This window comes from Klebsiella oxytoca NBRC 105695 (assembly GCF_001598695.1).
GTDB classification, from domain to species: domain Bacteria; phylum Pseudomonadota; class Gammaproteobacteria; order Enterobacterales; family Enterobacteriaceae; genus Klebsiella; species Klebsiella oxytoca.
In genome coordinates, this window is record NZ_BCZK01000005.1 from 36,940 (window position 1) to 62,943 (window position 26,004).

Consider the following 26,004-nt stretch of genomic DNA (forward strand, 5'->3'; position numbering starts at 1 on the left):
ATTAATCGTTTAAAAAAACGATTTTTTCATTCACGGAAAACGCAGTTTTTGAGATGAATTCGTAGCGTGGGCGGCCGAACGGGATCGTCCCGGAAGACCCAGGCACGTGCCGCGGCAGTCAGCTGAAGCAGAGTAAGGAACAGAATGATGGCCGGTAAGGCGCCATCGAAGAACAGCGGCTGCGCGCAGAGCAGAGATTTGGCGCTCAGCTGACAGGGAGAGGGCCCTTGCTCAGCTTCATCCGCTGACGGCTGCTGCGACAGTGCGCTGACGGCGGGTTCCTGAACCTGGCGCGCGGCGTTGTCCAAAAAATGGTGTACATAGACCGCCCGCTGAACAAGGCAAATAGCCATGACCAGGCAAGTCAATACCAAAAACCATTTTCCAGGAAGCTGACGATTGCGCATAGGTGACCCGTACGTTTCAGAACCGAGGATCATAAACAATACTTATCAATGTTCAAGAGGGTACCGTGTAAGGTTTTGTCTGTCTGCTTAACGGGGCGGCGACTTTCCAGCAGATAGCGCTGTCACAGGGATATTTCATGCATTTATATTATTTACATGGCTAATTATTCTCGATACCATGCGCGCCGCTCATCGTTATCGGCACGCCGCTGCTGACGTTGAGCGATTAGCATCTGACCGCCATTAGCTCATCAGGAAGAGCGAACGACGTACGTTGTAGGGAACGGGGTTCGAGGCCTCGATGGCGGCCCAAATCCGATTTAGCCCACTGATTAACATTGCACACCTGGCAACCGCCGACCGTCCATCAGCCTTTCCCGGTCATGACGCGCGCTAAAGACGCTAGCGCTGAAATTAACGATTTCTTTATCACAGTCCGATAATCGCTTTATGACGATTACTGCATTGAGGTGACCATTACGCGTGTAATAGTTTCCGTTGTCAGTTATTCATCGCGATGGAATGTTAATGAAAAGTATTATTGGTTACCGCCGGTAAATTAATATCTGGATTTTGGTTTTTTCTGCGATTTACCTAAGAACATCTTAATAATTTCAATGAGAATTAACTTATTCGGATTAAGTCGCGTATTTTTCAGAAATTTCACCACTTTTTATATGGTATTCTCTTTTGTTCAAGGAGTAAACGAAAGGAAAAATAATGCTTTACCGCTATGCCGTTTTCTCCAGAAAACACAACACGTTTCATATTCTTCTGCTGTTTACCATTTTACTAATAAGTTTCGTCCATTTGAGCGTGCTGCTGGAAACCGATAACACATGGCTACTGTGGCCGATGATGATTTATCTGCCTGTTTTTTTGCTTTGGCGAAAGGTCTCAGTGTTACGAAGCAGGATCGCTGATTAATGTGCTGGTGGAGTTCCCTACATGAGTGAAAATACAATATCTAAACCAACCTCTGAACCGAAAGTCCTGCAGCCCGTATTACGGAAAGTCGATCTTAACCTGCTGACTATTTTCGATACCGTTATGCAAGAGCAAAGCTTAACCAAGGCGGCACAAACGCTCGGCATGTCCCAGCCAGCGGTGAGCAGCGCGGTATCGCGCCTCAAGGTGCTGTTTAAGGATGAACTGTTTGTCCGTAACGGTCGTGGGATTAAACCGACCGATCGCGCCTTTCAGCTATTCGGCTCGGTTCGACGCGCTCTGCAGCTGGTGCAAAATGAGCTACCGGATACGCTGTTCGATCCGCTGGACTGCGAACGTATTTACCATCTTTGCGTCTGTAGCCCGCTGGATAACTATCTGACACCGCTTATTTTTAATAAAGTGAGCGAGATTGCGCCTCGGGTCAGTCTCTCCTTTAAATCTACCCTAAGCCAGCAGGTCATCAACCAGCTTCGCTATCAGGAAGTTGAATTTGTTCTCGATTACAACAAGTTCAACCACCCGGAGTTCACCAGCATCCCGCTGTTCAACGATCGCATGGTGCTGGTGGCCAGGCGGAATCATCCGCGTATTGCATCGCCGTTGACCGAGCTGGATATTTATCGCGAGCAGCACGCTACCGTCGCGCTGGATCGCTACGGCTCATTCAGCCATCCCTGGTATAGCTCTGAGGAACAGCAGGCCTGCGTCGCATTCCACGGAAACGCCATGGTCAGCGTGCTGAGCGTGGTGTCGCAAACCAATATGGTGGCCATCGCGCCTGAGTGGCTGGTCAAAGAGTTTGAAGAACAGTTTGCGCTCCAGCTGCTGCCGCTGCCTTTAGAAATGAACAGTCGCACCTGCTATCTTTCATGGCATGAAACGGCGGCCCAGGAGAGGAGCCACCGCTGGATGGCGGAATTGCTGATTAACATTTGCCAGCGTTAATGCTATTGCAAAAAATGCCTGGTGGCACGCCAGGTATTTTATGACTCCTTAATCAATCCTTGAACAGAGAAATATAATCATATCTGATTTTTTCGCTTCCTGGCGGCATAATTATCTGACGAAATGCGCTATCTAATTATTATTCATCTTTAAAACTACATTTAAATATCTTTTTGCAGAAAATTTATCATTTCTCAGGCAGGGGCCACCGACGATTTCTATACTCTGATTATCCAACCGGGCGGCGACCTCAAGCAGAGGATGATGTTAATGGGCACAAAGATAACCATCGCCGTGGCGAGTGCTGCCCTGATGGCTGCGTCGACGGCCGCAGAGGCTGATGAAATCACTCTTTATTCGGTTAATACCGGCTCCTGGATCTATCATCTGTCAAACAATCACGGCCAGTACACCGAGGGCTTTGATAACCAGTTTGCCTCGGTTGAACGCAAGTTCTCCGCGGATTCGAAGTACAGCCTGCTGGTCGGGACGATGAAAAACAGCTTTGACGATCGCTGTATTGCGCTCGGGGTACGCCGCGACTGGGCGTCGTTGGGCAGCGGCTGGGTATTTAAGGGGATTTATGGCTACGTCGGCGAATTTTTCTTCGATGCTTTTGAGCACTGCGGCGACCATGGCTCATATAAGGATTTTAAAGATGCGACCGGCATTGGATTTTCTCCCTATATTTACCATGGTCTCCAGTATAACTTTACCGATTATTTCGGCATCGAAAGCGGAATTATTCTCCCGGCCGTTTTTGTCATCAGCGTGCAGTGGAGTTTTCGTTAATACTGCATACAACATTCGCCAGCCGCGATGTTTATCATGTATCGCGATAACGCCTTTACTTCATAAGATTATTGCTTGAGGCAATGGAGCCTGTTAAATCGTACTTATTCGTCATTAACCCTCGGTGCCCCCGCTGGCTTATGATTGATTGTATTACGGGCAGGTCACTGGCCAACGCCGCCGGACTATAAATCAATGCACAAATTCGCTGACCGGCTGCGCGAGCAGCACAGGGCTATCTGCTGCGCGCTGGCGGATTTCTCTGCCTCCGACTGCACGGTATCGCGGTGGTCGACGATGCCTTCAATAACCGGCGTCAGGCAGGCGCCGCAAATCCCCATTTCGCAGGAGAGGGGGACGGCGATGCCGTTCTCCTGGAGGACCTGAGCGATGGTTTTATGCGCGGGTACCGGCCAGCGTTCGCCCGAGGAGGCAAGGATCACGTTAAAGGTGTTTTCCTCTGCGCACGCCGCTGGCGTAGCGACAGGCTGAAAGGCTTCGCTGTGGATCCGCGCTTCCGCCCATCCCTGCGCCAGGGCGGCCCGGTGCGCGGCGGCCATAAATCCTGCCGGCCCGCAGAGATATATCGGCTGCCCGGCATGTGCACTATTCAGCGCCGCATCCAGGTTTTGCCTGGCGCTGCGCCCTTCGCTTGAACAGTGAATTACCACGCTTTCGGCGCTAAATCGCTGTTGCAGTTCGCGGATAAACGCCCCGCGCGCGCGGCTCTTAAGATAGTAGTGCAGGGTAAACGGCACGCCTTCTGCCTCCAGCCTTAGCGCCATGGCATACAGCGGCGTAATCCCGATGCCGGCGGCCAGCAGCGTCACCCGCTCTGCCGCCTGCAGAGGGAACAGATTGCGCGGAGGGGAAATCAACAGCGTCTGGCCGGGGCGCAGCTGCTGATGAATGTAGCGCGAGCCGCCGCGGGATGCGCTGTCGAGGGCCACGCAAATCAGATATCCGTCAGCGACGCTATCAGGGCCGGTAAGCGAATACTGGCGGATAATGCCGCACGGCAGATGAACGTCAATATGCGCGCCAGGCTGCCAGGCAGGGAGCGTCTGACCCTCCGGCGCCACCAGCCTGACGGCGAGGCTCTGGCTTCCCTGACGCCAGAGGCCGTCGACAATGACCTTTAATACCTCATTCATAGTGCTGCTCCACTTACACGAGGAAAAAATCGCCGAAGCCCATTTTCTTCAGCCCGCGCCGATAGGCGATGGAGCTGCGGTCGGCAGGAATATGCGCTTCCAGCGTTAAATCCAGCGGCAATCTTTCCGGGCGCTGGGTCTCTACCATCATGCGGTCTTCCTCAAAGACGCGCAGGTTAAAGGCGTGGACGTCTTCCACCGGTACGTGCAGATCGAAATTGCGCGCGATGGGCGCAAACATACGGGTAATGCGCGAGGATACCGGCGAGGCGGCGTTCATAATCACCAGCCTGGCGTCCCCCGGAAAATGAATCGTCAGGGTGGCGGTAAACGGCAAATGCATTTCAAAATGGCGCAGCCACTGGAAGCCTTCCGGCGCGCGAAATTCGGTGCTGGCGGGATAGTTGCCGACTGAACTCCAGTAATCGGCGATAAACCCAAACGCCGTTTCCTGCGGGTTGTAGTCCGGCACCACCTGGTTATTGGGGTCGGCGAAAGTCCCGGTATGGATCCAGGCAAAATGGGCAACATCAAGAAATCCCTCGACCTGGCGACCCGCAAAACCGTTGACCTCAAAAGCCGGACAGTTGATTTGCTGAAAGCCATCGTCGTGCCAGTGCGGCATCACCGGCAGCGGCATCGGGTCTTGCGGATCGAAGGCCAGGCAGGTCCAGATCAGGCCATAACGTTCTTCTACCGCAAAGCTGGTGAGGTTGAGTTTCGCCGGTACCGGCTGGTCGGGGCTGGAAGGGATACGGTTGCAGCGGCCATCCTCACCGAAGCGCAGGCCGTGGTACGGGCAGACAATCCCCTCTTCATCGTGAAAACCGAGCGTCAGCGGTACGCCGCGATGGGGGCAGACGTCGCGTGCAACGACCACCTGGCCCTTAATACGATAGATGACCAGCTGTTCATCAAGCAGGGTGGCTTTCACCGGGGCGGGGCCAATATCGCAGGCGCGGGCAACCGGGTGCCAGCATTTTGCCAGGCGCAGCCAGTCCTCTGGCGCAAAGGTGCAGTGGGCGGGTGGGGTAGGTTGTGGTCTGTTCATGGCTTCTCTTCCTGCTCACAAAAATATTTGTTTAATTGTTGTGAGTTTATTGTTGCCATATTAGGGTGTTGACATCCATCAGCAAGAATTCATTCAGCTGTTGCAAAAAAGAGAACAGGTCCACGATGAGCCCATTTTCACGTTTCGCTATCTATTTTACCGAAGTGGCGCGCAGCGGTAGCCTGCGGCGGGCCGGGGAGAAACTGCATATTTCCGCTTCGGCTATCAACCGGCAAATTCTGCAGGCGGAAGAGGATTTCGGCACGCCGCTGTTTGAGCGTCTGCCGGAGGGGCTACGCATGACCACCGCCGGCGAGCTGCTGTACGACAATCTGCTGCGCTGGCAAAAGGAGTTTCAGCTGACGCGGCAAAAGTTTGATGAGCTGCAGGGGCTTAAACGCGGCTCCGTCAGCCTCGGCATGGTGCAGGCGCTGGCGGAAGGGAGCTTTGCCGCCGCGCTGGCGGACATTATCAGCAGCTGGCCATGGCTGGAACTGGATCTGCAGGTGGCGGATAGTCATAGCGTCAGCCAGAAGGTACGGCAGGCGGATCTCGATTTCGGTCTGATTCTCGATCCCGAAGGCCAGGCGGGGCTTAGCGTGCTGGCTTTTGCCGAACTGGAGATGGGGGTGGTGATGTGTCCGGATCACCCTCGGGCGCAGGCTAAAATGCTGTCTTTGGGCGAGCTAAGCGAGGAGCGGCATATTCTTCCCGGCGCGCCGCTGATCGTCCACGAGCGGGTCGCGATGCTCTATCGCCATTATGATTTTTCCCCGACGAACAGCATCAGCTGCAACGATATTCGGTTGATTAAATCGCTGGTGCTTAAAGGCGGCGGCGTGACCCTCCTCAGCCGTCTGGACGTGCTGGAGGAGATCGCGCTCGGCCAGCTGGCGTTTGTCCCGCTGCGCAACCGTCTGCTGCGGCCGCTTACCCTGGCCCTGTGCGCCGCGCCATCACGCCAGCTTTCACGTCCGGCGCAGATGGCGATCCAGAAGCTGACCGCGGTGATGGAGGCGATACAGGGCGGGACAGCGGCTTCCCTCCCGTCTGCGTAAACTGTCCGGCCTGCAATTCTCTGCGGCCTGCTTCCCCGGTGGCGCTGCGCTGACCGGGCTACCAGTTCACCATCGTCTGCTGACCGGTAGACCGGCTAAGGCGTTTACGCCGCGAGCCGGGAAGGGGGCTGATACCGGGATCTTTACCCCAGCGGGCCGCCCTGAATGGTTTCGCACAGGCCGTTGATAATTCGCTCTCCGGTTTCGGATTTCAGCTCCTGATACCAGGCTTCCGTCAGCGCCATATCTTTACCGTGGGTCACATCGCAGCGCTTACGCGCCTTCAGCACCAGGTCGCGCACCCGGTCGCAGCGCTGCGCTTCGTACTGACGCAAAACCCCGCTGATATCGCGGCTCTGGCTGAACAACTCCCCCAGCACCACCGCATCCTCCAGCGCCGCGCAGCCCCCCTGGCCGATATCCGGGGTGGTGCTGTGTCCGGCATCGCCCAGTAGCGCAACTCTGCCGCGAACCAGCTTGGCGAACGGTTCAATATCGTGGATTTCAATACGGTTGGTGGTCTGCGGGTCGAGGGCGGCGATCAGCGTCTGCACCTGCGGCGCCCAGCCGCTGAAATAGCGGCTGAGATCCGCCCGCAGGGTGCTGCGGTCCTCGGCCAGCCCCGCCGGGAGCGGGACATCAAAGAAAAAGTAAAATCGCCCCCCGGAAACCGGCATCAGCGAAACGCGTTTCCCTTCTCCGACGAAGGTCGTCCACTGATTGCCGGGCGCAATCGCTTCATCAATATTGACCAGACCGTTCCAGTTAACGTAGCCCGCGTAGCGGCGTTCCGGCGTATAGCCGAGCACGTGCGGGCGTAGCGCCGAATGGCTGCCGTCGGCGGCAATCAGAAAATCGCCCTCCGCCATCGATCCGTCGGTAAACCAGACCCGAACGCCGTCGGCGTTTTCTTCGCAGCGGGTAACGCGTTTACCAAACTGCACTGCCTCCCGTCCCCAGAATTTGAGCATTTCGCGCTGCAATTCGGCGCGGGAAACCGGACAGGGGCGTCCGCCGGTGCGCGCAATCAGCGGAGCGAGGCTAAATTGAGTCAGCGTCTCTCCCCGCAGATACTCCTTGTAGGCCAGAAAATGCATCGGTCCGCCGTAGTTTTCGATAATATCGCCCATGCCTAAATGCTTCATGCACTTGACGCCGTTAGGCCAGATGGAGATGGCCGCGCCCACCGGCTTGATTTCTTTTACCGCTTCAAACACTTCACAGTGGATACCGGCATTTTTTAATGCCACCGCCGCGCTCAGGCCGCCGATTCCGCCGCCGATAACTAATGCTTTCATTTCCTTCTCCTTTACATACGTCGTTATTGGCTTGAGCAATTTGCGTACCACTTTGGCGCAGGCGCTGATTTCGCCGATTCGGGCTCCCCGCTACCGTGCGGTTGCACAACGTTGGTGCGCAGAGCGGCTTTTATTGCCTTTTTATGAATCAATAATTTCTAAATTTTCAATTGAGAATCTAATGTTTCATAGGCGCGCCGAGGTCATATAGCGGGAACGTCGCGAAAAGGATGTGTTATCTGTTTGAAAAAAATGAATAAAATTAAATGTTGCTCAGATGTGAGTGAGTTTGGCCTGTTTTGTGCACCCGTTCCCGCACGCTTATTCGCAACGGGATGAAACGATCATGTCAGATGAAAAAAACGGCGGCTTACTGTACGGCCTTGAGCAGCGGATCCCGCCGCTCCCGGCCTTTTTTAGCGCCTTACAGCACGTACTCGCCGGGCTGGTAGGCATTATTACGCCGCCGCTGATTATCGGCGCGGCGCTGGGGCTGGGGGAGTGGCTGCCCTATTTGATCAGCATGTCCCTGCTGGCTTCCGGCATCGGCACTTTCCTGCAATCCAACCGCCTGTGGGGGATCGGTGCGGGCATGATCTGTATGCAGGGAACCAGCTTTGCGTTCCTCGGGGTGGCGATTGCCGGCGGTATGTGGGTAAAAGGGCAGGGCGGCACGCCGCAGGATATTATGGCCATGCTGTTTGGCGTCAACTTTGTCGCCGCGCTGGTGCCCTGCCTCGTCAGCCGCTTTATTGAACCGCTGAAGCGTATTTTTACCCCGGTGATTACCGGCAGCGTGATTGCGCTGATCGGCATTAGCCTGATCAAAGTCAGCGTGATTAACTGGTGCGGCGGTGAGCAGGCTAAAGCCTTTGCCAGCACGAGCAATATTGCCCTCGGCGCGGTTACGCTGGGGACCATCGTTCTGCTGAGCTGCGCGAAAAACCGCTGGCTACGCCTCTCGTCGGTGGTGGTGGGGATGGCCGTCGGCTGCGCGGCGGCGGCGCTGAGCGGCTCGTTCCAGCTTAAGGCGTCGGCGATGTCTGGTTTCGCTTACCGCAGCTGTTCCCGTTTGGTTTCCAGTTCAACAGCGCCATTTTTTTGCCGATTGCCCTGGTGTCGCTGGTGTGCATTCTTGAGGCGGTGGGCGACCTGACGGCCAACTGTCTCATCTCTCAGCAGTCGATAGATAACGAAGCCTTCCGTTCACGGCTGAAAGGCGGCATTCTGGCTGATGGCATCAGCTGCATGGTGGCGGCGATGCTGTGCGCGTTCCCCAATACGACCTTTGCGCAAAACAACGGCGTGATTCAGATGACCGGCGTCGCCAGCCGCTACGTTGGCCGCTACATCGGGGTGATTTTGATTCTGCTGGGTTTGTTTCCGCCGTTCGGCGAGATACTGCGCCAGATCCCGGCGCCGGTGCTGGGCGGCGCGACGATGGTGATGTTTGGCTGCGTTGTGGCGGCGGGGATCCGCATTATCACCCAGAAACCGCTGACCCGCCGCGATATGCTGATCGTCGGTCTGGCCTTTGGTTTTGGTCTCGGCATTGAAGCGGTCCCGGCGTTTCTGACCCACTTCCCGCCGATCGTCGGCAACCTGTTCGGTTCCGCGGCGACCAGCGGCGGGCTGGTGGCGATTGTCCTGAATCTGATTATCCCGGAAGAGAAACCGGCCGCGGCGGCGGCCACAAGGAGTACTGATGATCGCGCTGAATCACTTTAATCAGCTGAGCGGCGAACAGGCCGTCGCCGTGCTGGAACCCTGCGTGGCCGTCTCTGGCTGGGCGGCGACGCTGGCAGCCGGTCGGCCATGGCGCAGCCGCGCGGAACTGCTGGACGCCGCCCAGCGGCTGATGGCAGGTTGGGGGGAAGCGGAGCTGGCTGAGGCGCTGAACGCCCATCCGCGTATCGGCGAAAAGCCCACCGGGCAGCAGGCCCATGCGGCGCTCTCCCGCCAGGAGCAGGGGAGCGTTGATGACCGTGATGCTGCGCTGGCGCAGGCGCTGAAAGAGGGTAACGCCCGCTACGAGGCGCGGTTTGGCCGGGTCTTTTTGATTCGCGCCAAAGGGCGCAGCGGGGAGGAAATCCTGGCGGCGCTGTCGCGTCGGCTGCACAACAGCGATAGCGCAGAAGTACGGGACGCGTTAGCCCAGCTAGGCGAAATTACCTTGTTAAGACTGAAAGGAGCGATTGGCGAATGAGCACCTTAAGCACCCATATTCTCGATATTTCCACCGGCCGACCGGCGCAGGGCGTAAAGATTACGCTGGAGTGCGAAGGCGCGCAGGTTGCCTGCGGCGTCACCGATGATAACGGCCGCATTGGCGAACTCGGTGCCGGGCCGCTGGCGCCAGGACATTACCGGTTAAGCGCGGAAATTGGCGCGTGGTTTGCCGCCGGCGGGCGCGAGACGCTCTACCTGAGTGCGCAGATTGATTTCGTCATCCGCGAGGAGGCGGATGAGCACTATCATTTACCGTTTTTAATTGCCCCCGGCGGCTGGTCCACCTATCGCGGCAGCTAAATGGCCCCGGCGGCGCTACGCCTGGCAGGGCTACAGGTTCTGAATTTCCCCGGACAGGCGCTGCGCGCCTGTCCGGGCTACGAGTTCGGCACTGCCTGTGGTCTGGCAGCCCGGACAGGCACAACGTGCCGCCTCCGGGAAAGGGACTACTCCGCAGCCGCATCTCCCCATACGCGCTCGCCGTTCACCCACGTCTCGCTGATATTACGCTCATCGCCCAGGGTCATCAGGACGAACAGCTGCTCATAGATATCCTTGCAGCGCCCGCCGCGTAACCTTTGCAGCGGCGTGACCGCCGGGTCGATAACCACAAAGTCAGCCTCTTTACCGGGCTGGAAATTACCAATCTTCTCATCAAGGCGCAGGGCGCGCGCGCCGCCGAGGGTCGCATGGTAAAACGCTTCGCTGGCGCGCAGACGATAGCTTTGCAGCTGGCTGACCTTATACGCCTCGCCGAGGGTGCGCAGCATACTGAAGGTGGTGCCCGCGCCAACATCGCTACCGATACCCATCCGCACCTTGTTCTGCCAACAGGCCGGTAAACGAAACAGCCCGCTGCCGAGGAACAGGTTTGACGTCGGGCAGAAGGCCAGCGCCGAGCCGGTATCGTGCAGGCACTGCCACTCCGCATCCGCCAGATGAATACCGTGGGCAAATACGCTGCGCTCGCCGGTCAGTCGATAGTGATGATAAACATCCAGATAGTGTTCATGTTCCGGCCAGAGGCTTTTAACCCACGCCACTTCATTGAGGTTTTCGCTCAGGTGGGTATGCAGCCAGGTATCGGGAAACTCTTCCCGGAGCTGCTGCACCGCCGCCAGCAGCTCCGGCGTTGAGGTCGGCGCGAAGCGCGGCGTAATGGCGTATCCCAGACGGCCGCGCTGGTGCCAGCGCTGAATCAGTTCGCGGGTTTGCCGGTAGCTCTGCTCCGCGCTTTCGCTCAGATACTCGGGCGCGTGGCGGTCCATCATCACTTTCCCGGCGATCAGGCGCATATTGAGGCGCAGCGCTTCGTTAAACAGGGCATCCACCGATTCAGGGTGCAACGTACAAAAGACCAGCGCGGTGGTGGTGCCGTGGCTCAGCAGCTGGTTGACAAAAAATTGCGCGATCTCCGCGGCGTAGTCGGCATCGGCAAACTGGCTCTCCACCGGAAAGGTATAGGTGGTGAGCCACTCCAGCAGCTGCTCGCCAAATGCGCCAATCATCTCGGTTTGCGGATAGTGGACGTGGGCATCGACAAAGCCCGGCAGCAGCAGCTTACCGCGCAGGTCGCGATAGCCCTTCTGCGGGTGCAGAAAGCGTTCGCCCTCCTGCCACGGCAGCAGCGCCTGAATGCGTCCGTCGCGAAGAAACAGCACGCCATCCTCCAGATAGCGCGCCTGGCGGGCGATATCGTCGGCGCTCTCGGCAACCTCGGAGATATCGAAAAATGCGCCGCGAACCGCGGCATGGTAGTCAAACATCATAGCTGCCCTGTGGGTAAGCGAAAGGATAGGTGGATAGAGCAAGATTGATGCCAGGTTGTGCGGGCGGAAAGTCGCCGCGACGTCACGCCGCGGCGGGGAGGCAGGGTTACTCTTTCTGGACGAGAGGGCTGAAACCGGTGGTGGCGCCGATGCGTTCGTCGCGGGCGATCCAGCGATAGGCCGCGCCGCTCAGGAAGACGCCGATAAACCAGCTAAAGTTAGCCACTTCGTGCAGGGCCGGAATAAAGCTGATGATCAGGCCAATGGCGACGGAGGGCACCAGCGCGGCGATCGCTTTCGGGTTAAAGCCGTTGCGGTACCAGTACTGGCCCCTGGGCGTGTCGTCAAACAGGTCGTTAACGGAAACCTGCCCGCGCTTAATGATGTAAAAATCCACGATCAGGATGCCGAACAGCGGGCCGATAAACGCCCCCAGCACGTCGAGGGTGTAGTGGATCAGCTCCGGCGAGTTAAACAGGTTCCACGGCGTCAGCAGAATAGACCCTACGGCGGCAATCATCCCGCCGGTGCGGAAGCTGATTTTCTGCGGCGAACAGTTAGAGAAATCGAAGGCCGGAGAGACAAAGTTGGCCACGATATTAATCCCGATGGTGGCGGTGATCATGGTCAGCAGGCCAATGGCGACCGCCAGGTCGTTGCCTACGCGGCTCACGGTCTCAATCGGGTCGGTGATCATGCGGCCAAACAGCGACTGCGTGCCGGAGACAATCACCACGGTCACGATGGAGAACAGCAGGAAGTTAAACGGCAGGCCCCAGCGGTTGCCGCGGCGGATCTCGCCCATGCTTTTGCCATAGCGCGAGAAATCGCCAAAGTTGAGCAGCGGGCCGGAGAAGTAGGAGACCACCAGCGCGGTGGCGGTGATCATCTGCCAGGTCTGCTCCCCGGCGCTCAGCGATTTGCTGGCGAGGGTAAAGGAGATCCCGTCAAAACCGGTTTTGTATACAATCCATCCCGCCAGCGCCAGCATCACCACGTAGACCGCCGGGCCGGCGATATCGATAAAGCGCTTGATGGCGTTCATCCCGTGCCAGAACACCATCGCCTGCAGCAGCCACATGGTGGCGAAGCAGAGCCAGCCCAGATGCGACAGGCCCAGGAAGCTGGATGCGGTGAGGGTCGACAGCGACGGCCAGAACTTCAGCAGCACCAGCATCAGCGCGTTAGCGGCGAGATAAGTCTGAATACCGTACCACGCGAAGGCGATAAGCCCGCGGATCACCGCCGGGATATTAGCCCCAAAGACGCCGAACGCCTGACGACAGATCACCGCGTAGGGCACCCCCGCCATCTGGCTGGGCTTTGCCACCAGGTTAGCGCACAGCTGAACGATACAAATCCCCACCAGCAGGCATAGCAGCACCTGCCAGCTCGCAAGACCAAGGGTAAAGAAGCTCGCCGCCACCACGTAGCCTCCCATGCTGTGCACGTCCGACATCCAGAAAGAAAAGATGTTGTACCAGCTCCAGTTCTGGTCGCGCGTCGGCGCCAGATCCTCATTGCAAAGCCGTGGGCTGTATCCAGCGTGGGGATCAGCGGCCTTAACCTGATGCATCGCTTGTGTATTTGGCATGAAACCTGCTCCTGTAAATGAACACCCGTTGAAATAGATTGCTGGTGTCGTTGCAGGATTTGGGCCAAATAGTTAATTTTGTATACAAGAAATAAGTTTTATGTATACGATTCGGTGTAAAAAAGTAAAATTTGGAGTGGTTAATGAACAACCAACAACGGCTGCAGGCCGCGCCAGAGCTGCATGACAAAGACGAGTCCATCTTTCAGGCGCTGATGACCGCTATCGTCGAGCATCAGCTACCGCCGGGCAGCAAACTGCCGGAGGAGGCGCTGGCGGAGGTGTTTGGCGTGAGCCGTACCGGGATCAGAAAAGTGCTGCAGCGACTCGCAACCGTGCAAATGGCCATCCTGACGCCCAAACGTGGTGCACAGGTCGCCAGCCCGACGGTTGAAGAGGCGCAGGCGATCTTCCGTACCCGCGCGCTATTGGAAGTGGCCAACCTGCCGGATGTGCTGGCCCGCTGTCAGCCGCCGCACCTGGCGGCGCTGGAAGCCATCACCCGCCAGGAACAGCTGGCCCACGAAAGCCATGACGGCCCGGCGGCGATTCGCTATTCCGCCGAGTTTCATATTCAGCTGCAGGCGATCTCCGGCAATCAGGTGCTCACTGAGATGGTGACCCGCCTGAGCCAGCGCTCTTCATTAGTTATCGCGGCGTGGGGATCGCCGTGGCGGCAGGGCTGCCGCTGCGACGATCACGAACGGCTGATCCAGCTGCTGCGCGATAAAACGCTGCAGCCCCTGAGCGACGCCTTAAGCCACCATTTTGAACATATTGTCGCCAGTCTCTGCTTTGAGCGTTCTGGCGTGACCCTGCCTGATTTTGCCCGGCTGTTTGCCGGCTATAAGGAGCCGTAATGGCCGCCGTTTGTATACAAGTCATCAATCCCAACACCAGCCTGGCCATGACGGAAAGCATCGGCGCCGCCGCGCGGGCGGTTGCCGCGCCGGGAACCGAGATTCTGGCGGTCTGCCCCGGCGAAGGGGTGCCGTCGATAGAGGGCCACTTTGATGAAGCCATCGCCGCTGTCGGCGTGCTCGAGCAAATTAAGGCCGGTCGCCAGCAGGGCGTTGATGGTCATGTCATCGCCTGCTTTGGCGACCCCGGGCTGCTGGCGGCGCGCGAGCTGGCGCAGGGGCCGGTGGTAGGGATTGCCGAAGCGGCGATGCATATGGCGACGCTGGTGGCCACCCGTTTCTCCATCGTGACCACGCTGCCGCGCACCCTGATTATCGCCCGCCACCTGCTGCACCAGTACGGTTTCCATCACCATTGCGCCGCCCTGCACGCCATTGATTTACCGGTGCTGGCGCTGGAGGACGGTAGTGGTCTGGCGCAGGAGAAGGTGCGCGCGCGCTGTATTCAGGCGCTAAAGGAGGACGGCTGCGGGGCTATCGTACTGGGATGCGGCGGGATGGCGACGCTGGCTCAGGAGCTGACCCGCGAGCTGCGCGTACCGGTAATCGATGGCGTCAGCGCGGCGGTCAAAATGGTTGAGTCGCTGGTGGCGTTAGGCCTGTCGACCAGCAAGCAGGGCGATTTAGCCTTTCCGGAAAGCAAGGCGTTGAGCGGTAAATTTCAGGCATTAACCCCGTTTTAAATGAAAGAGGTGGCAGATGGCATTTTTGGCAGAAGATTACCCGCGCGACCTGCGCGGCTACGGCGGACAGCCGCCGCACGCGCGGTGGCCGAACAACGCGCGCATCGCCGTGCAGTTTGTGCTGAACTATGAAGAGGGCTCGGAAAACCACGTGCTGCACGGCGATGCCGGTTCTGAACAGTTTCTGTCCGATATTATCGGCGCCGCCAGCTATCCTGACCGGCATATGTCGATGGATTCGCTGTATGAGTACGGCAGCCGCGCCGGCTTCTGGCGCATCCATAATGAGTTCAGCAAACGAGGATTGCCGTTGACCGTGTTCGGCGTCGCGATGGCGCTGGCGCGGCATCCCGAGGTGGTTGAGGCGATTAAGAGGGCGAACTATGACGTGGTCAGTCACGGCTGGCGCTGGATCCATTACCAGAATATGCCTATCGAGCAGGAGCGGGAGCATCTTCATAAAGCCGTGCAGGTATTAACCGACCTGTTTGGCAAACCGCCCACCGGCTGGTATACCGGGCGCGACAGCCCCCATACCCGCCAGTTGGTGGTGGAGCACGGTGGTTTTGATTACGACAGCGACTATTATGGCGACGACCTGCCGTTCTGGAGCGAAGTGGCCTGTAGCGACGGTTCGCGTAGGCCGCACCTGATCGTGCCTTATACCCTCGACGCTAACGATATGCGCTTCGCCACTGCCCAGGGGTTCAATACCGCCGAGCAGTTTTATACCTATTTAAAAGACAGCTTCGATGTGCTGTACGCGGAGGGGGCCAGCGCGCCGAAGATGATGTCCATCGGTATGCACTGTCGTTTGCTGGGGCGCCCGGGCCGCTTCCGGGCGCTGCAGCGCTTTCTTGATTATGTGCAGCAGCACGACCAGGTTTGGGTCTGTACCCGTCAGCAGATTGCCGACCACTGGCGCGACGTTCATCCGTTCAGGGGGTAAAGTCGTTCCCCGGGTAAGCGCAGCGCAACCCGGGGGATACCGGGAAATGCGCAAGGCTTAACTCATCAAACTGACCTGAGCGGCGACAATGCGCCAGCCAAAGGGGAAGCGTACCCAGGTCTGCTGCTGGCGACCGATGCGCTCGCTGCCTGCGCGGGTGAATTCGGTGCTACACACCGCGTAATCCTCGCCAAAGGTGGTGATGATGGTATGCCGCAGCTCGCGCTGCAAACCCGCTGCCGGACGGGCGGCGCGAAAGGCGCGGATTTCATCGATGCCGTAGAGATTTTCCCCGGCCCCCAGCCGCACCGTGCGCTTATCGTGCCAGAACAGCTCATCCAGCACCGCGATGTCGTTGCTCACCAGCGCTTCCTCATAGCGGTAAAACGCCGCCGTCACCTCGGCGAGAACCAACGGGCGATTAATCTGTTCTGAGCTCATCATGCGGCGATCTCCACCGGGCGGGCGTCGGTGATGCCCATCTCTTCCAGCGCCCGCGCCGCGCGCAGACAGGCTTGTTCATTAAAGGGCGCGGCAATCAGCTGCAGGCCAATCGGCTGACCGTTCGCTGTGCGCAGCGGCACCGTGACGACCGGCAGGCCAAGGAAGGAGATGGGTTGGGTCAGCATCCCCATGCTGGCGCGAATCGGCAGCAGCTGGCCGTCGATCTCCATGGTCTGCGCGCCGATGAGCGTCGCGCTGCACGGCGTGGCCGGGGCGATTAGCACATCGGCATGAGCGAACAGGCCTTTGAACGCCTGCTGCGCATAACGGCGAAAGCGCTGAGCCTGGAGATACCAGGAGGAGGGGATCATCGCGCCGGCCAGCAGTCGCTCGCGGGAGTTCGGCTCAAAACGTTCGGGCTGGCTCCGCAGCGCGGGCAGGTACTGGTTACCGCCCTCGGCGGCGCTGATAATAAACGCCGCCGAGCGGGCCAGTTCGGCCTCCGGGAATATCAGCTCCTCATGCGCCTCAAGGGCGTGGGTAACGCTGGCAACCGCCGCACGGGCATCGTCATCGCACCATGTCGTAAAATAGCCGCCGAGCGCGGCGCAGCGCAGGCCATCGAGACCACGCGGCAGCAGATTAGCCGTACGCTCGCTGGCTTTATCGGCCTGAAAACCATCGCTCGGATCGCGCCCCTGCAGCGTATCGTAAACTGCCGCAAGATCGCCGACGCTGCGGGCAAAAGGACCGATATGGTCAAGGCTGGCGACAAAGGGATGACTGCCGGAGCGCGACAGGCGGCCAAAAGTGGGCTTAAGGCCAAAGATCCCGCATAGCGAGGCCGGGACGCGAATGGAGCCGTTGGTATCGCTGCCCAGCGAGAAATTCACCAGCCCGGCGGCCACTGCGGCTGCCGACCCGCCCGAGGAGCCGCCGGCGATCCGCGAAAGATCGTGCGGGTTATGCGTCGCCCCGTAGTGGCTGTTTTCCGTGGTAAAACCGTAGGCGTAGGCATCCATATTTAGCATGCCGGATAATAATGCGCCCGCGCTGTGCAGCTGGCGCACCGCCCAGCTGTCGGCTACGGCGGCAGGGCGATCGCTCAACAGCTGCGCCCCGGCAAGGGTGGTATGGCCGGCGACATCGAACAGATTTTTCACCGCGTAGGGAACGCCTGCCAGTGCGGGCAGGGGCTTTTTTTCCCGTCGCAGGGTGTCGATATTCTCCGCCTCAGCGAGCATGCGCTTTCCGCTGACGTGGGTCCAGGCGTTGATCTGCGGGTTAACGCGAGCGATATTCTCCAGGGTGTGGCGGGCAATCTCTTTGGCGCTGAGTTCGCCGGTGGCCAGCGCGCGCTGGATTTCGTGAATGGTCATTTCAGGCAGCTTCATGCTTTATAGACTCCGGCGATTTCGACGCGCTCGTCGAGGGGAAAGGCCATCAACGGCCCGGCCATGGCGGCAATGCGGCTAAACTGCACTCTGAGTTCTGCGCGCCGCGTATCGTCCAGCTCCAGCGCCAGCAGCTGTTCCATTTGCGAGAGCCAGGCGTCCCATTCGTTCTGCGATGTTGTCATTATCAGCTCCTAATATCCGGCGGCGGAGCCGTTGCTGCGCGGATCGCTGGCCCCCTCAAACAGGCCGTTGGGATGACGTACAATCGCTCCCGCATGGCCCATGGCTTCGCTGAAATCGGCCAGCACTTCAACCTCGTGCCCCAACTGACGCAGGCGGTCAACGCTTTCGGCGCTGAAGCGGCCCTCCAGCTTGAGCGAGTCGGAAGTCTGCCCCCAGGTGCGCCCCAGCAGCCAGCGCGGTCGGGTGATGCTTTCCTGCAGCGGCGCGTTTTGCATGACGTAGCGGGTGAAGATAGCGGCCTGGGTTTGCGGCTGGCCGTCGCCGCCCATGGAGCCGTAAACCATCACCCGGCCATCGTTCAGCTTTGCTGCGGCCGGGTTGAGGGTGTGAAACGGCTGTTTACCGGGCGCCAGCGCCAGCAGGTGGCTCGGGTCGAGGCTGAACGATGCCCCGCGGTTCTGCCAGACAATGCCGCTCTCCGGCAGCACCACGCCGCTGCCGAATTCGTGGTACAGGCTTTGGATAAAGGAGACCGCCAGCCCGCTTTTATCGATCACCCCCATCCAGACGGTATCGCCCGGGCCTTTACCTGCGCCCCACGGAGCCGCCCGCTGGTCGTCGATGTTATCCGCCAGCGGCTGCAGCGCCGCCGGTGTCAGCAGGCTCTGAATATCAACATCAAGGTGGCGCGGATCGGTGATGTGCGCGTCGCGCAGACCGAAGGCCAGCTTGGTCGCCTCCACAATACGGTGGACGGTCATCGCATCGTCGGCGTCGGCCATCGCCAGCCTGTCGGTGATGCCGAGGATCGCCAGCGAAACCAGCCCCTGAGTCGGCGGCGCGAGGTTCCACAGTTCGCCGTGTCGATGCGCCAGCCTGAGCGGCTGGGGGCGGCGAGCGCGATGCTGCTGCAGGTCGCTAAGGGTGACGGGCAGTCCGTACTTTTCCATCCCGCGGGCCAGCTGCTCCGCCAGCGGCCCGCGATAGAAGCTATCCAGGCCTTCTTCGGTTAATCGGCGCAGGGTGTTCGCCAGCGCCGGCTGCAAAAAGCGGCTCCCGGCCTTCGGCGGCTGGCCGTCCACCAGAAAGGTTTCAGCGAAGCCGGGCTGGTCGCGCAGTTCACTGAATTTATCGGCGCTCGCGCTGGCCTGCGACGCGGTAACCGGGATACCGTTCGCGGCGTAGCCGATGGCATCTTCCAGCAGACGCGTGAGCGGCAGGGCCGCGCCGGTTAACTCGCGCGACACCTTAAGCGCTTCGTCCCAGCCGCTGACGGTGCCCGCCACGGTCAGCGCCGCCTGCGGACCGCGATGGGGGATCTGCGCGAGGCCGGCGTAGGCCTGCGGCGTCGCTAACGAACCCGCCGCGCCGCTGGCGTCAATGGCGATGGGGTCGCCCTCGGGCGGCACGATAAGCCAGAAACCATCGCCGCCGAGGCCGTTCATATGCGGATAAACCACCGCAATGGTCGCGGCGGCGGCGACCATGGCTTCGATGGCGCTTCCGCCTTCGCGCAGTACCGCCAGCGCGCTTTGGCTGGCCAGATGATGGGGGGCGACCGCCATCCCGTGGGCAGCAACATGACTTTGCATGAATTTTCCTCAATTAAGCGACTCGTCCGCTGAGGGTTGCAAAAGCTGTTCCATATCTGAACGTAAAGTTTCACCTGTTGCCGACAACGCGCTTTTTTTGGCGGGACTGGCATACATTATGAATGCGGATACGGTTATGATGCGGTGAAACGAAAGTTACAGAGGACTTATGCAACAGCTTGATGAACGACTGAAAGAGCAGTACCCGTCATTATCGCCGCAGGAGCAGCGGGTGGCGGATTTTATTTTCGATCATTTTGATGACCTGATTAGCTACAACAGCGCAGAGCTGGCGCAGCTTAGCGGCGTGTCAAAAGCCACGGTCAGCCGGCTGTTCAAGCGCCTGGGCTATGAGAAGTATAAGGATATGCGCGATGAGCTGCGTACCCTGCGCCAGAGCGGTATGCCGCTGACCGACAATCGCGATGCGGTACAGGGCAATACTCTGCTGGCGCGCCACTATAAACAGGAGATGGCCAACCTGACACAATGGGTTAACGCGCTGGATGTTCAGCAGTTCGCCGAGGCGATTCAGGCGCTGGTCGCCGCCCGGCGTATTGTGATTGTCGGCATGCGTAATGCTTATCCTGCGGCGCTGCATCTGCGTCAGCAGCTACTGCAGGCGCGCGGGCAGGTACTGGTGCTGCCGCTGCCCGGACAAAGCCTGAGCGAGGAACTGGTGGATCTCAGCGCCGACGACCTGGTGGTGGTGATGGCATTCCGCCGCCGCCCGCGAATCATTCGCCCTCTGCTGCAGCAGCTACAGAGCAGCGATATTCCGGTGCTGCTGATGTGCGAGCCGCAGGCCCACGGTCTGTTTCCGCTGGCGCGCTGGCGGCTTTGCGCGCCGCTGGATAGCGTGTCGGCCTACGACAGCTACGCGTCGGTCAACAGCCTGATCAATCTGCTGTCGAACGCCTTTTTGCACGAAATTCTCGATAAAGGTCGCCCGCGCATTCACGATATTGCCACGCTCTACCAGCAGCTGGATGAGCTGGAACAGCGATGATGGGGCGCCAGCGTGGTGCTTTGCATGGTTTTGGTGCGATGAAATATGCAGAAATCAGCGCCGCTGGTTCCTCTTTACTCTTCTCTTTCTCTTGTTTTACTGGCCCTTAAGCGAAGCGTTGCCGATGGCGCAGTGCATAAATTTATCTGGCACATTAGTTGCAAAAGTGACTTTAAAGAATCTTTTGTTTCATGCTAACGTAACGGGTAAATATCATGAAGAAACTGTTGATCGCGCTGGCCGGGGCCGCTTGTCTGTTAACCAACCTCTCGGCGGCGAAAGCTGACCAGCTGCAGGATATCGAAAAACGCGGCGTGATCCGCATTGCGGTGCCGCAGGATTTCCCGCCGTTTGGCTCGGTGGGCACCGACCTTCAGCCGCAGGGCTACGACATCGATATGGCGCGCTATCTTGCCAAAGAGATGAAGCTCAAGCTGCAGCTGGTACCTGTGACCAGCGCCAATCGCGTGCCTTATCTGCAAACCGATAAGGTAGATCTGGTGATTTCCAGCCTGGGTAAAAACGCCGAGCGCGAGAAGGTGATCGATTTTAGCCGGGCCTACGCGCCGTTCTTTCTCGGCGTATTTGGCGCGAAAGGCGCTGAGCTGAAAGACCCGGCGGCGCTGAGCGGTAAAAGCGTTGGCGTAACCCGCGGCGCGGTGGAAGACATGGTGCTGACCAGCGTGGCGCCGAAAGAGGCGCAGATTAAGCGCTACGAAGACAACAACACCACGCTGTCGGCGTACCTTTCCGGTCAGGTGCAGTATGTGGCTACCGGTAACCTGGTGGTGGCGGCCATCGCCCGGCAGAACGCCGATAAAGCGCCGGTGCCGAGCTTTATGCTGAAAGATTCGCCGTGCTTTATTGGTCTGAAAAAGAACCAACCGGCCCTGAAGGCGAAAGTGGATGCGTTGATTGAGCAGGGGGTAAAAGACGGCACTCTCAACGGCCTTTCCGAGAAATGGCTGAAAGCGCCGCTGCCTGCCAGCCTCGGCGCATAAGGTCCGGGCATGACGGAGCAACTTCATTTCTCTGCGCTCTGGCCGCACTGGCCGGAGCTGCTGGCGGGGCTGTGGGTGACCATCCAGCTAACGGTACTGGCGACGCTCGGTGGCCTGACGATTGGCATCTTCGGCGCCGCCATCCGCAGCGGGCGGCCCACGTGGTTCAGCCGGATTTGGGGCGGGTATGTCGAATTGATTCGCAACACGCCATTTGTGGTACAGCTGTTTTTTATCGTCTTCGGCTTACCGAACCTGGGGCTAAAGATGACGGCGGGCGAGGCCGCGCTGCTGGCGATGGTGGTCAATCTTGGGGCCTACAGTACCGAGATCGTGCGCGCCGGTATTCAGGTCACGCCGAAGGGGCAGTGGGAAGCAGGGCGCGTGCTGGGGCTGACCCGGACGCAGACCTTTATTCAGGTGATTCTGCCGCCTGCGCTGCAGCGCATTTATCCGGCGCTGGTGAGCCAGTGCATCATCGTCATGCTCGGTTCGTCGGTAGTGTCGCAGGTCTCTTATGAAGAGCTGACCTTTGCCGCTAACCTGATCCAGTCGCGCACCTTCCTCAGCTTTGAGGTCTACCTGGTGACGACAGGAATTTATTTGGTGCTGTCGATAACGATGCGCCAGCTGCTGATGGCGGCAGGACGAAAATGGCTGGGGGTGCAGGCATGATGACCACCTTTACCGATTGGGACATTGTTCGCAATCTGCTGCTGGCCGGGCGCTGGACGGTGCTGCTGTCGCTGGTGGCGTTTCTCGGCGGCGCGCTGGTCACTCTGCCGCTGCTGCTGCTGCGCATGACCGGCGGGCGTCAGATAAAGCGCCTGATCCGCGGCTATGTTGAGCTGTTTCAGGGAACGCCGCTGCTGATGCAGCTGTTTCTTGCCTTTTTCGGCGTGGCGCTGTTCGGCATCGACGTTTCGGCGTGGACCGCGGCATCGCTGGCGCTGACGCTGTATACCAGCGCGTTTTTGCTCGATATCTGGTTTGGCAGCATCCGCGCGCTGCCAAAAGGGCAGTGGGAAGCATCGCGCTGTCTGGGGCTGAGCTTTGGCCAGACGCTCTATCGGGTCGTTGCGCCGCAGGCGCTGCGGATCGCCATCGCCCCGACGGTGGGGTTTGCCGTGCAGGTGATTAAGGGCACGGCGCTGGCGTCGATTATCGGCTTCGTTGAGCTGACCAAAGCGGGCACCATTCTGACCAACGTGACGTATCAGCCGTTTAAAGTCTTCGCGCTGGTGGCGCTGGGCTATTTCATTCTGTGTTATCCGCTGTCCCGCTACAGCCGTTATCTGGAGAACAAATTCAATGCCTCTCATCACCATTAATCAGATGCAGAAGTATTACGGCGATAATCACGTGCTCAAGGGCGTCGATCTGGATATCGATATGGGCGAAGTGATCTCGATTATCGGCCGCAGCGGGTCCGGCAAAAGTACGCTGCTGCGCTGCATCAACGGCCTGGAAGGCTATCAGGATGGCAGCATTAAGCTCGGCGGGATGACTATTACCGACCGCGACTCGCAGGCGCGGGAGATCAGCCGCTCTATCGGCATGGTGTTCCAGAACTTTAACCTGTTCCCGCATATGACGGCGCTGGAAAACGTGATGCTGGCGCCGCGTCGGGTGCTGAAGAAGAGCGCCGCCGAGTGTCGGGAGCTGGCCCAGCGGATGCTGGAAAAGGTCGGGCTTGGCGACCGGCTGGATTACTACCCGTCCAGTCTTTCCGGCGGTCAGCAGCAGCGCGTGGCGATTGCCCGCGCGCTGGCGATGTCGCCAAAAGTTTTACTCTGTGACGAGATCACCTCGGCGCTGGATCCCGAGCTGGTTGGCGAAGTGCTTAAAGTGCTGGAGCAGCTGGCGGCGGAGGGCATGACGCTGATTCTCGTGACCCATGAAATGAATTTTGCCCGCGAAGTGGGCGACCGCGTGGTGTTTATGCATCAGGGGCGCGTCTGGGAGCAGGGGGACAGCAAAACGCTGTTCGCTAACCCGCAGACCAGCGAACTGAAGCAGTTTATTTCATCCGTGCGCGGCTTAAATCAATAAGGAATCAAAAATGGACATGACACAGTTTCCGCAACTCAATCCGCCGGCGCGTCTGCTGATGGGGCCAGGCCCGATTAACGCCGACCCGCGCGTGCTGCGCGCCATGTCGAGCCAGCTGATCGGCCAGTACGACCCGGCGATGACCCATTATATGAACGAAGTGATGGCGCTCTACCGCGGCGTATTTCGTACCGAAAACCGCTGGACGATGCTGGTGGATGGAACCTCAAGGGCCGGGATTGAGGCGATCCTGGTTTCGGCTATTCGGCCGGGGGACAAGGTGCTGGTGCCGGTATTTGGCCGCTTCGGCCATCTGCTGTGCGAAATCGCCCGCCGCTGTCGGGCGGAAGTGCACACCATTGAAGTGCCGTGGGGTGAGGTGTTTACTCCGGACCAGGTGGAGGATGCCATCAAACGTATTCGTCCGCGCCTGCTGCTGACGGTGCAGGGCGACACGTCGACCACTATGCTGCAGCCGCTGGCGGAGCTGGGGGAGATCTGCCGCCGCTACGACGTGCTGTTTTACACCGACGCCACCGCTTCGCTGGGCGGCAACCCGCTGGAAACCGATGCCTGGCAGCTGGATGCGGTCTCGGCGGGGATGCAAAAATGCCTCGGCGGCCCGTCCGGCACCTCGCCGATTACCCTCAGCGCGCGCATGGAGGAGGCGATTCGCCGCCGCAAATGCGTCGAAGAAGGGATTCGCACCGATGCCCACCGCGACGGCGACGAGGAGATGATCTACTCCAACTATTTCGATCTCGGCATGGTGATGGACTACTGGGGACCGGAGCGCCTTAACCACCATACCGAGGCCACTACCGCGCTGTTCGGCGCCCGCGAATGCGCGCGTCTGATCCTCCAGGAGGGGCTGGATAACGGCATTGCCCGCCATAAGCTGCACGGCGATGCACTGCTAAAAGGCATTCAGGCGATGGGGCTGGAGACCTTCGGTGACCTGAAACACAAGATGAACAACGTGCTTGGCGTCGTTATCCCACAGGGGATAAACGGCGACCAGGCACGCAAGTTGATGCTGGAAGATTTCGGCATTGAGATCGGCACTTCGTTCGGCCCGCTGCACGGCAAAGTGTGGCGTATCGGCACCATGGGCTACAACGCGCGTAAGGATTGCGTGATGACCACGCTCAGCGCGCTGGAGTCGGTACTTAACTATCTCAAATTCCCGACCACTCAGGGCGCCGCGATGCAGGCCGCGTGGGATCACTATCGCAGCGAGAGCGCGCAATGAGTCAAGCACAACGCCAGCAGGCGGATATGCAGCAGGCTGCGGCTCGGGTGTTGGCCCGCGCCGATGAGCTGGCGGCGATCAGCGAAACGCCGGACGCCCTGACCCGGGTTTATCTCTCCCCACAGCATCTTGCGGCTAACCAGCGGGCGGCGCTGTGGATGACCCAGGCCGGGATGACCGTCTGGCAGGACAGCGTCGGCAATATTTGCGGTCGCTATGAGGGGGTGCAGGAGGGCGCGCCGGCCATCCTGCTGGGGTCGCATCTTGATACGGTGCGCAACGCCGGGCGCTATGACGGTATGCTCGGCGTCCTGGCGGCGATTGAGGTAGTGCATCGCCTGCATCAACAGGGGCGACGGCTGAAAAAAGCCATTGAGATTGTCGGCTTTTGCGATGAAGAGGGGACGCGTTTCGGCATTACGCTGCTTGGCAGCCGCGGGCTGACCGGTACCTGGCCTGAGAGCTGGCTGGCGCAGACCGATGCCGATGGCGTCAGCGTGGCGCAGGCGATGGTGCTGGCCGGGCTGGATCCGGCGCGCATTCACCTGGCCGCCCGCAGCCAGGAGGAGATCGCCGCGTATCTGGAACTGCATATCGAGCAGGGGCCGTGCCTGGAGCAGGAAGGACTGGCCTTAGGCGTAGTGGAAGCGATTAACGGCGCGCGTCGGCTGAACTGCCGCTTTACCGGCGAGGCGGGACACGCCGGGACCGTACCGATGAGCCATCGGAAAGATGCGCTGGCCGCCGCCGCCGAGTGGATGGTGCTGATAGAGTCTCTGACCCGCGAGCAGGGCGGAAACCTGGTCGCCACGGTGGGCACGCTGCGCTGCGCGCCCGGCGCGGTTAACGTTATCCCCGGCGACGTTACGCTGACTCTGGATATTCGCGGGCCGCACGACCAGCCGCTCGATGCGCTGCTCGAGACGCTGCTGACGGGGGCACAGGCGATTGCCGCCCAACGCCAGCTGCAGTTTAGCGCGGAAGAGTTTTACCGCATTGCCGCCACCGCCTGCGATAGCGGATTGCAGCAGGTACTGAGCGAGGCGGCGCAGGCGGTGCAGGGGCGTTCGCTGACCCTGCCGAGCGGCGCCGGACATGACGCTATCGCCATGGCTGAACGTTGGCCGTCCGCGATGCTTTTTGTCCGCTGTAAAGGCGGCATCAGTCATCATCCTGCCGAGTCGGTCACCGCCGTCGATGTGGCGCTGGCGATTGAGGCCTATTATCGCGCGGTGACGGCGCTGGATGCCGGGAAGTAAGCGCCGGGCGGCCCG

At 59.5% G+C, this 26,004-nt stretch carries 25 protein-coding genes and 1 pseudogene; 16 read left to right on the plus strand and 10 right to left on the minus strand.

What is annotated here, in order from left to right:
- Positions 1-26 precede the first annotated feature (26 nt).
- On the minus strand, positions 27-407 hold the full coding sequence (locus KO1_RS10045) for a hypothetical protein (RefSeq protein ID WP_023329474.1): 381 nt from the start codon (positions 405-407) through the stop codon (positions 27-29).
- A gap of 948 nt (positions 408-1,355) precedes the next feature.
- Between KO1_RS10045 and leuO the strand changes: the two genes are divergently transcribed.
- Positions 1,356-2,303 (plus strand): transcriptional regulator LeuO, encoded by a 948-nt coding sequence (leuO, locus tag KO1_RS10060; protein WP_064406923.1) that lies wholly within the window; start codon positions 1,356-1,358, stop codon positions 2,301-2,303.
- A 312-nt stretch (positions 2,304-2,615) separates the two neighbouring features.
- Entirely contained in the window at positions 2,616-3,095 is a 480-nt protein-coding gene (locus KO1_RS10065) for a hypothetical protein (protein WP_162098346.1), read from the plus strand.
- A 185-nt stretch (positions 3,096-3,280) separates the two neighbouring features.
- Here KO1_RS10065 and KO1_RS10070 read toward each other — a convergent pair whose 3' ends face one another.
- Complete coding sequence (locus tag KO1_RS10070; RefSeq protein ID WP_024273996.1) at positions 3,281-4,249, minus strand: PDR/VanB family oxidoreductase; 969 nt, start codon at positions 4,247-4,249, stop codon at positions 3,281-3,283.
- A gap of 13 nt (positions 4,250-4,262) precedes the next feature.
- Entirely contained in the window at positions 4,263-5,300 is a 1,038-nt protein-coding gene (gene hpxD / locus KO1_RS10075; protein ID WP_024273997.1) for a molybdenum cofactor-independent xanthine hydroxylase subunit HpxD, read from the minus strand.
- A 125-nt stretch (positions 5,301-5,425) separates the two neighbouring features.
- Here hpxD and hpxR point away from each other — a divergent pair, with 125 nt between their 5' ends.
- Positions 5,426-6,358, plus strand: coding sequence for a LysR family hpxDE operon transcriptional regulator HpxR (hpxR, locus tag KO1_RS10080; RefSeq protein ID WP_004100870.1), 933 nt, complete (start codon positions 5,426-5,428; stop codon positions 6,356-6,358).
- A gap of 143 nt (positions 6,359-6,501) precedes the next feature.
- On the opposite strand, the gene hpxO is transcribed toward hpxR, so the two are convergent.
- Positions 6,502-7,656 (minus strand): FAD-dependent urate hydroxylase HpxO, encoded by a 1,155-nt coding sequence (gene hpxO / locus KO1_RS10085; protein WP_024273998.1) that lies wholly within the window; start codon positions 7,654-7,656, stop codon positions 6,502-6,504.
- Between the two features lie 346 nt (positions 7,657-8,002).
- On the opposite strand from hpxO, the pseudogene KO1_RS10090 reads away from it, so the two are divergent.
- The 3 genes and pseudogenes from KO1_RS10090 (at position 8,003) to uraH (ending at position 10,185) form a co-directional block, all read left to right on the plus strand.
- Positions 8,003-9,384 (plus strand): annotated as a pseudogene (locus tag KO1_RS10090) (nucleobase:cation symporter-2 family protein).
- The gene (gene uraD, locus KO1_RS10095) at positions 9,362-9,862 is read left to right on the plus strand and encodes a 2-oxo-4-hydroxy-4-carboxy-5-ureidoimidazoline decarboxylase (RefSeq protein ID WP_004100882.1); all 501 of its coding nucleotides are present in this window, start codon (positions 9,362-9,364) and stop codon (positions 9,860-9,862) included. The pseudogene KO1_RS10090 and the gene uraD overlap by 23 nt, the downstream one beginning before the upstream one ends.
- Positions 9,859-10,185, plus strand: a complete 327-nt coding sequence (gene uraH / locus KO1_RS10100) for a hydroxyisourate hydrolase (protein ID WP_004100883.1) — start codon at positions 9,859-9,861, stop codon at positions 10,183-10,185. The genes uraD and uraH overlap by 4 nt, the downstream gene beginning before the upstream one ends.
- A gap of 146 nt (positions 10,186-10,331) precedes the next feature.
- On the opposite strand, the gene guaD is transcribed toward uraH, so the two are convergent.
- Together guaD and KO1_RS10110 are read right to left on the minus strand one after the other, a co-directional pair.
- Positions 10,332-11,651, minus strand: coding sequence for a guanine deaminase (gene guaD, locus KO1_RS10105; RefSeq protein WP_024273999.1), 1,320 nt, complete (start codon positions 11,649-11,651; stop codon positions 10,332-10,334).
- A gap of 109 nt (positions 11,652-11,760) precedes the next feature.
- Positions 11,761-13,248: an NCS1 family nucleobase:cation symporter-1 gene (locus KO1_RS10110; RefSeq protein ID WP_016807375.1), complete on the minus strand. Its 1,488-nt coding sequence runs from the start codon at positions 13,246-13,248 to the stop codon at positions 11,761-11,763.
- Positions 13,249-13,391: 143 nt separating this feature from the next.
- On the opposite strand from KO1_RS10110, the gene KO1_RS10115 reads away from it, so the two are divergent.
- The 3 genes from KO1_RS10115 to puuE are packed head-to-tail and all read left to right on the plus strand — an operon-like array spanning position 13,392 to position 15,800.
- Positions 13,392-14,108, plus strand: coding sequence for a GntR family transcriptional regulator (locus tag KO1_RS10115; protein ID WP_017146161.1), 717 nt, complete (start codon positions 13,392-13,394; stop codon positions 14,106-14,108).
- Positions 14,108-14,851 (plus strand): allantoin racemase, encoded by a 744-nt coding sequence (gene hpxA / locus KO1_RS10120; RefSeq protein ID WP_004100891.1) that lies wholly within the window; start codon positions 14,108-14,110, stop codon positions 14,849-14,851. The genes KO1_RS10115 and hpxA overlap by 1 nt, the downstream gene beginning before the upstream one ends.
- Before the next feature lie 16 nt (positions 14,852-14,867).
- Entirely contained in the window at positions 14,868-15,800 is a 933-nt protein-coding gene (gene puuE, locus KO1_RS10125) for an allantoinase PuuE (RefSeq protein ID WP_004100893.1), read from the plus strand.
- A 57-nt stretch (positions 15,801-15,857) separates the two neighbouring features.
- Here the strand turns inward: puuE and hpxZ are convergent, their stop codons facing one another.
- The 4 genes from hpxZ to hpxW are packed head-to-tail and all read right to left on the minus strand — an operon-like array spanning position 15,858 to position 19,416.
- Positions 15,858-16,244: an oxalurate catabolism protein HpxZ gene (gene hpxZ / locus KO1_RS10130; RefSeq protein WP_024274001.1), complete on the minus strand. Its 387-nt coding sequence runs from the start codon at positions 16,242-16,244 to the stop codon at positions 15,858-15,860.
- Positions 16,241-17,638, minus strand: a complete 1,398-nt coding sequence (locus KO1_RS10135; RefSeq protein ID WP_064406924.1) for an AtzE family amidohydrolase — start codon at positions 17,636-17,638, stop codon at positions 16,241-16,243. Before KO1_RS10135 ends, hpxZ begins: the two co-directional genes overlap by 4 nt.
- Positions 17,635-17,823 (minus strand): oxalurate catabolism protein HpxX, encoded by a 189-nt coding sequence (hpxX, locus tag KO1_RS10140; protein ID WP_004100898.1) that lies wholly within the window; start codon positions 17,821-17,823, stop codon positions 17,635-17,637. The genes KO1_RS10135 and hpxX overlap by 4 nt, the downstream gene beginning before the upstream one ends.
- Positions 17,824-17,832: 9 nt before the next feature.
- Positions 17,833-19,416 carry an oxamate amidohydrolase gene (gene hpxW / locus KO1_RS10145; RefSeq protein ID WP_004112028.1) on the minus strand — a complete coding sequence of 528 codons (1,584 nt, stop codon included), beginning with the start codon at positions 19,414-19,416 and terminating at the stop codon, positions 17,833-17,835.
- 169 nt (positions 19,417-19,585) lie between these two features.
- Between hpxW and hpxU the strand changes: the two genes are divergently transcribed.
- The 7 genes from hpxU to hpxK all read left to right on the plus strand — a co-directional run bounded on the left by hpxU (position 19,586) and on the right by hpxK (position 25,989).
- Complete coding sequence (hpxU, locus tag KO1_RS10150; RefSeq protein ID WP_024274003.1) at positions 19,586-20,425, plus strand: MurR/RpiR family transcriptional regulator HpxU; 840 nt, start codon at positions 19,586-19,588, stop codon at positions 20,423-20,425.
- Between the two features lie 215 nt (positions 20,426-20,640).
- On the plus strand, positions 20,641-21,426 hold the full coding sequence (locus KO1_RS10155; RefSeq protein ID WP_024274004.1) for a transporter substrate-binding domain-containing protein: 786 nt from the start codon (positions 20,641-20,643) through the stop codon (positions 21,424-21,426).
- Positions 21,427-21,435: 9 nt separating this feature from the next.
- Positions 21,436-22,101 (plus strand): amino acid ABC transporter permease, encoded by a 666-nt coding sequence (locus KO1_RS10160; protein ID WP_004100905.1) that lies wholly within the window; start codon positions 21,436-21,438, stop codon positions 22,099-22,101.
- Positions 22,101-22,757: an amino acid ABC transporter permease gene (locus tag KO1_RS10165; protein WP_024274005.1), complete on the plus strand. Its 657-nt coding sequence runs from the start codon at positions 22,101-22,103 to the stop codon at positions 22,755-22,757. Before KO1_RS10160 ends, KO1_RS10165 begins: the two co-directional genes overlap by 1 nt.
- A complete protein-coding gene (locus tag KO1_RS10170) occupies positions 22,738-23,478 on the plus strand; it encodes an amino acid ABC transporter ATP-binding protein (RefSeq protein ID WP_004100907.1) in 741 nt (246 codons plus the stop codon). Before KO1_RS10165 ends, KO1_RS10170 begins: the two co-directional genes overlap by 20 nt.
- Before the next feature lie 10 nt (positions 23,479-23,488).
- Entirely contained in the window at positions 23,489-24,730 is a 1,242-nt protein-coding gene (locus KO1_RS10175) for a pyridoxal-phosphate-dependent aminotransferase family protein (RefSeq protein ID WP_004100908.1), read from the plus strand.
- Complete coding sequence (gene hpxK, locus KO1_RS10180) at positions 24,727-25,989, plus strand: allantoate amidohydrolase (protein WP_024274006.1); 1,263 nt, start codon at positions 24,727-24,729, stop codon at positions 25,987-25,989. The genes KO1_RS10175 and hpxK overlap by 4 nt, the downstream gene beginning before the upstream one ends.
- Positions 25,990-26,004 lie beyond the last annotated feature (15 nt).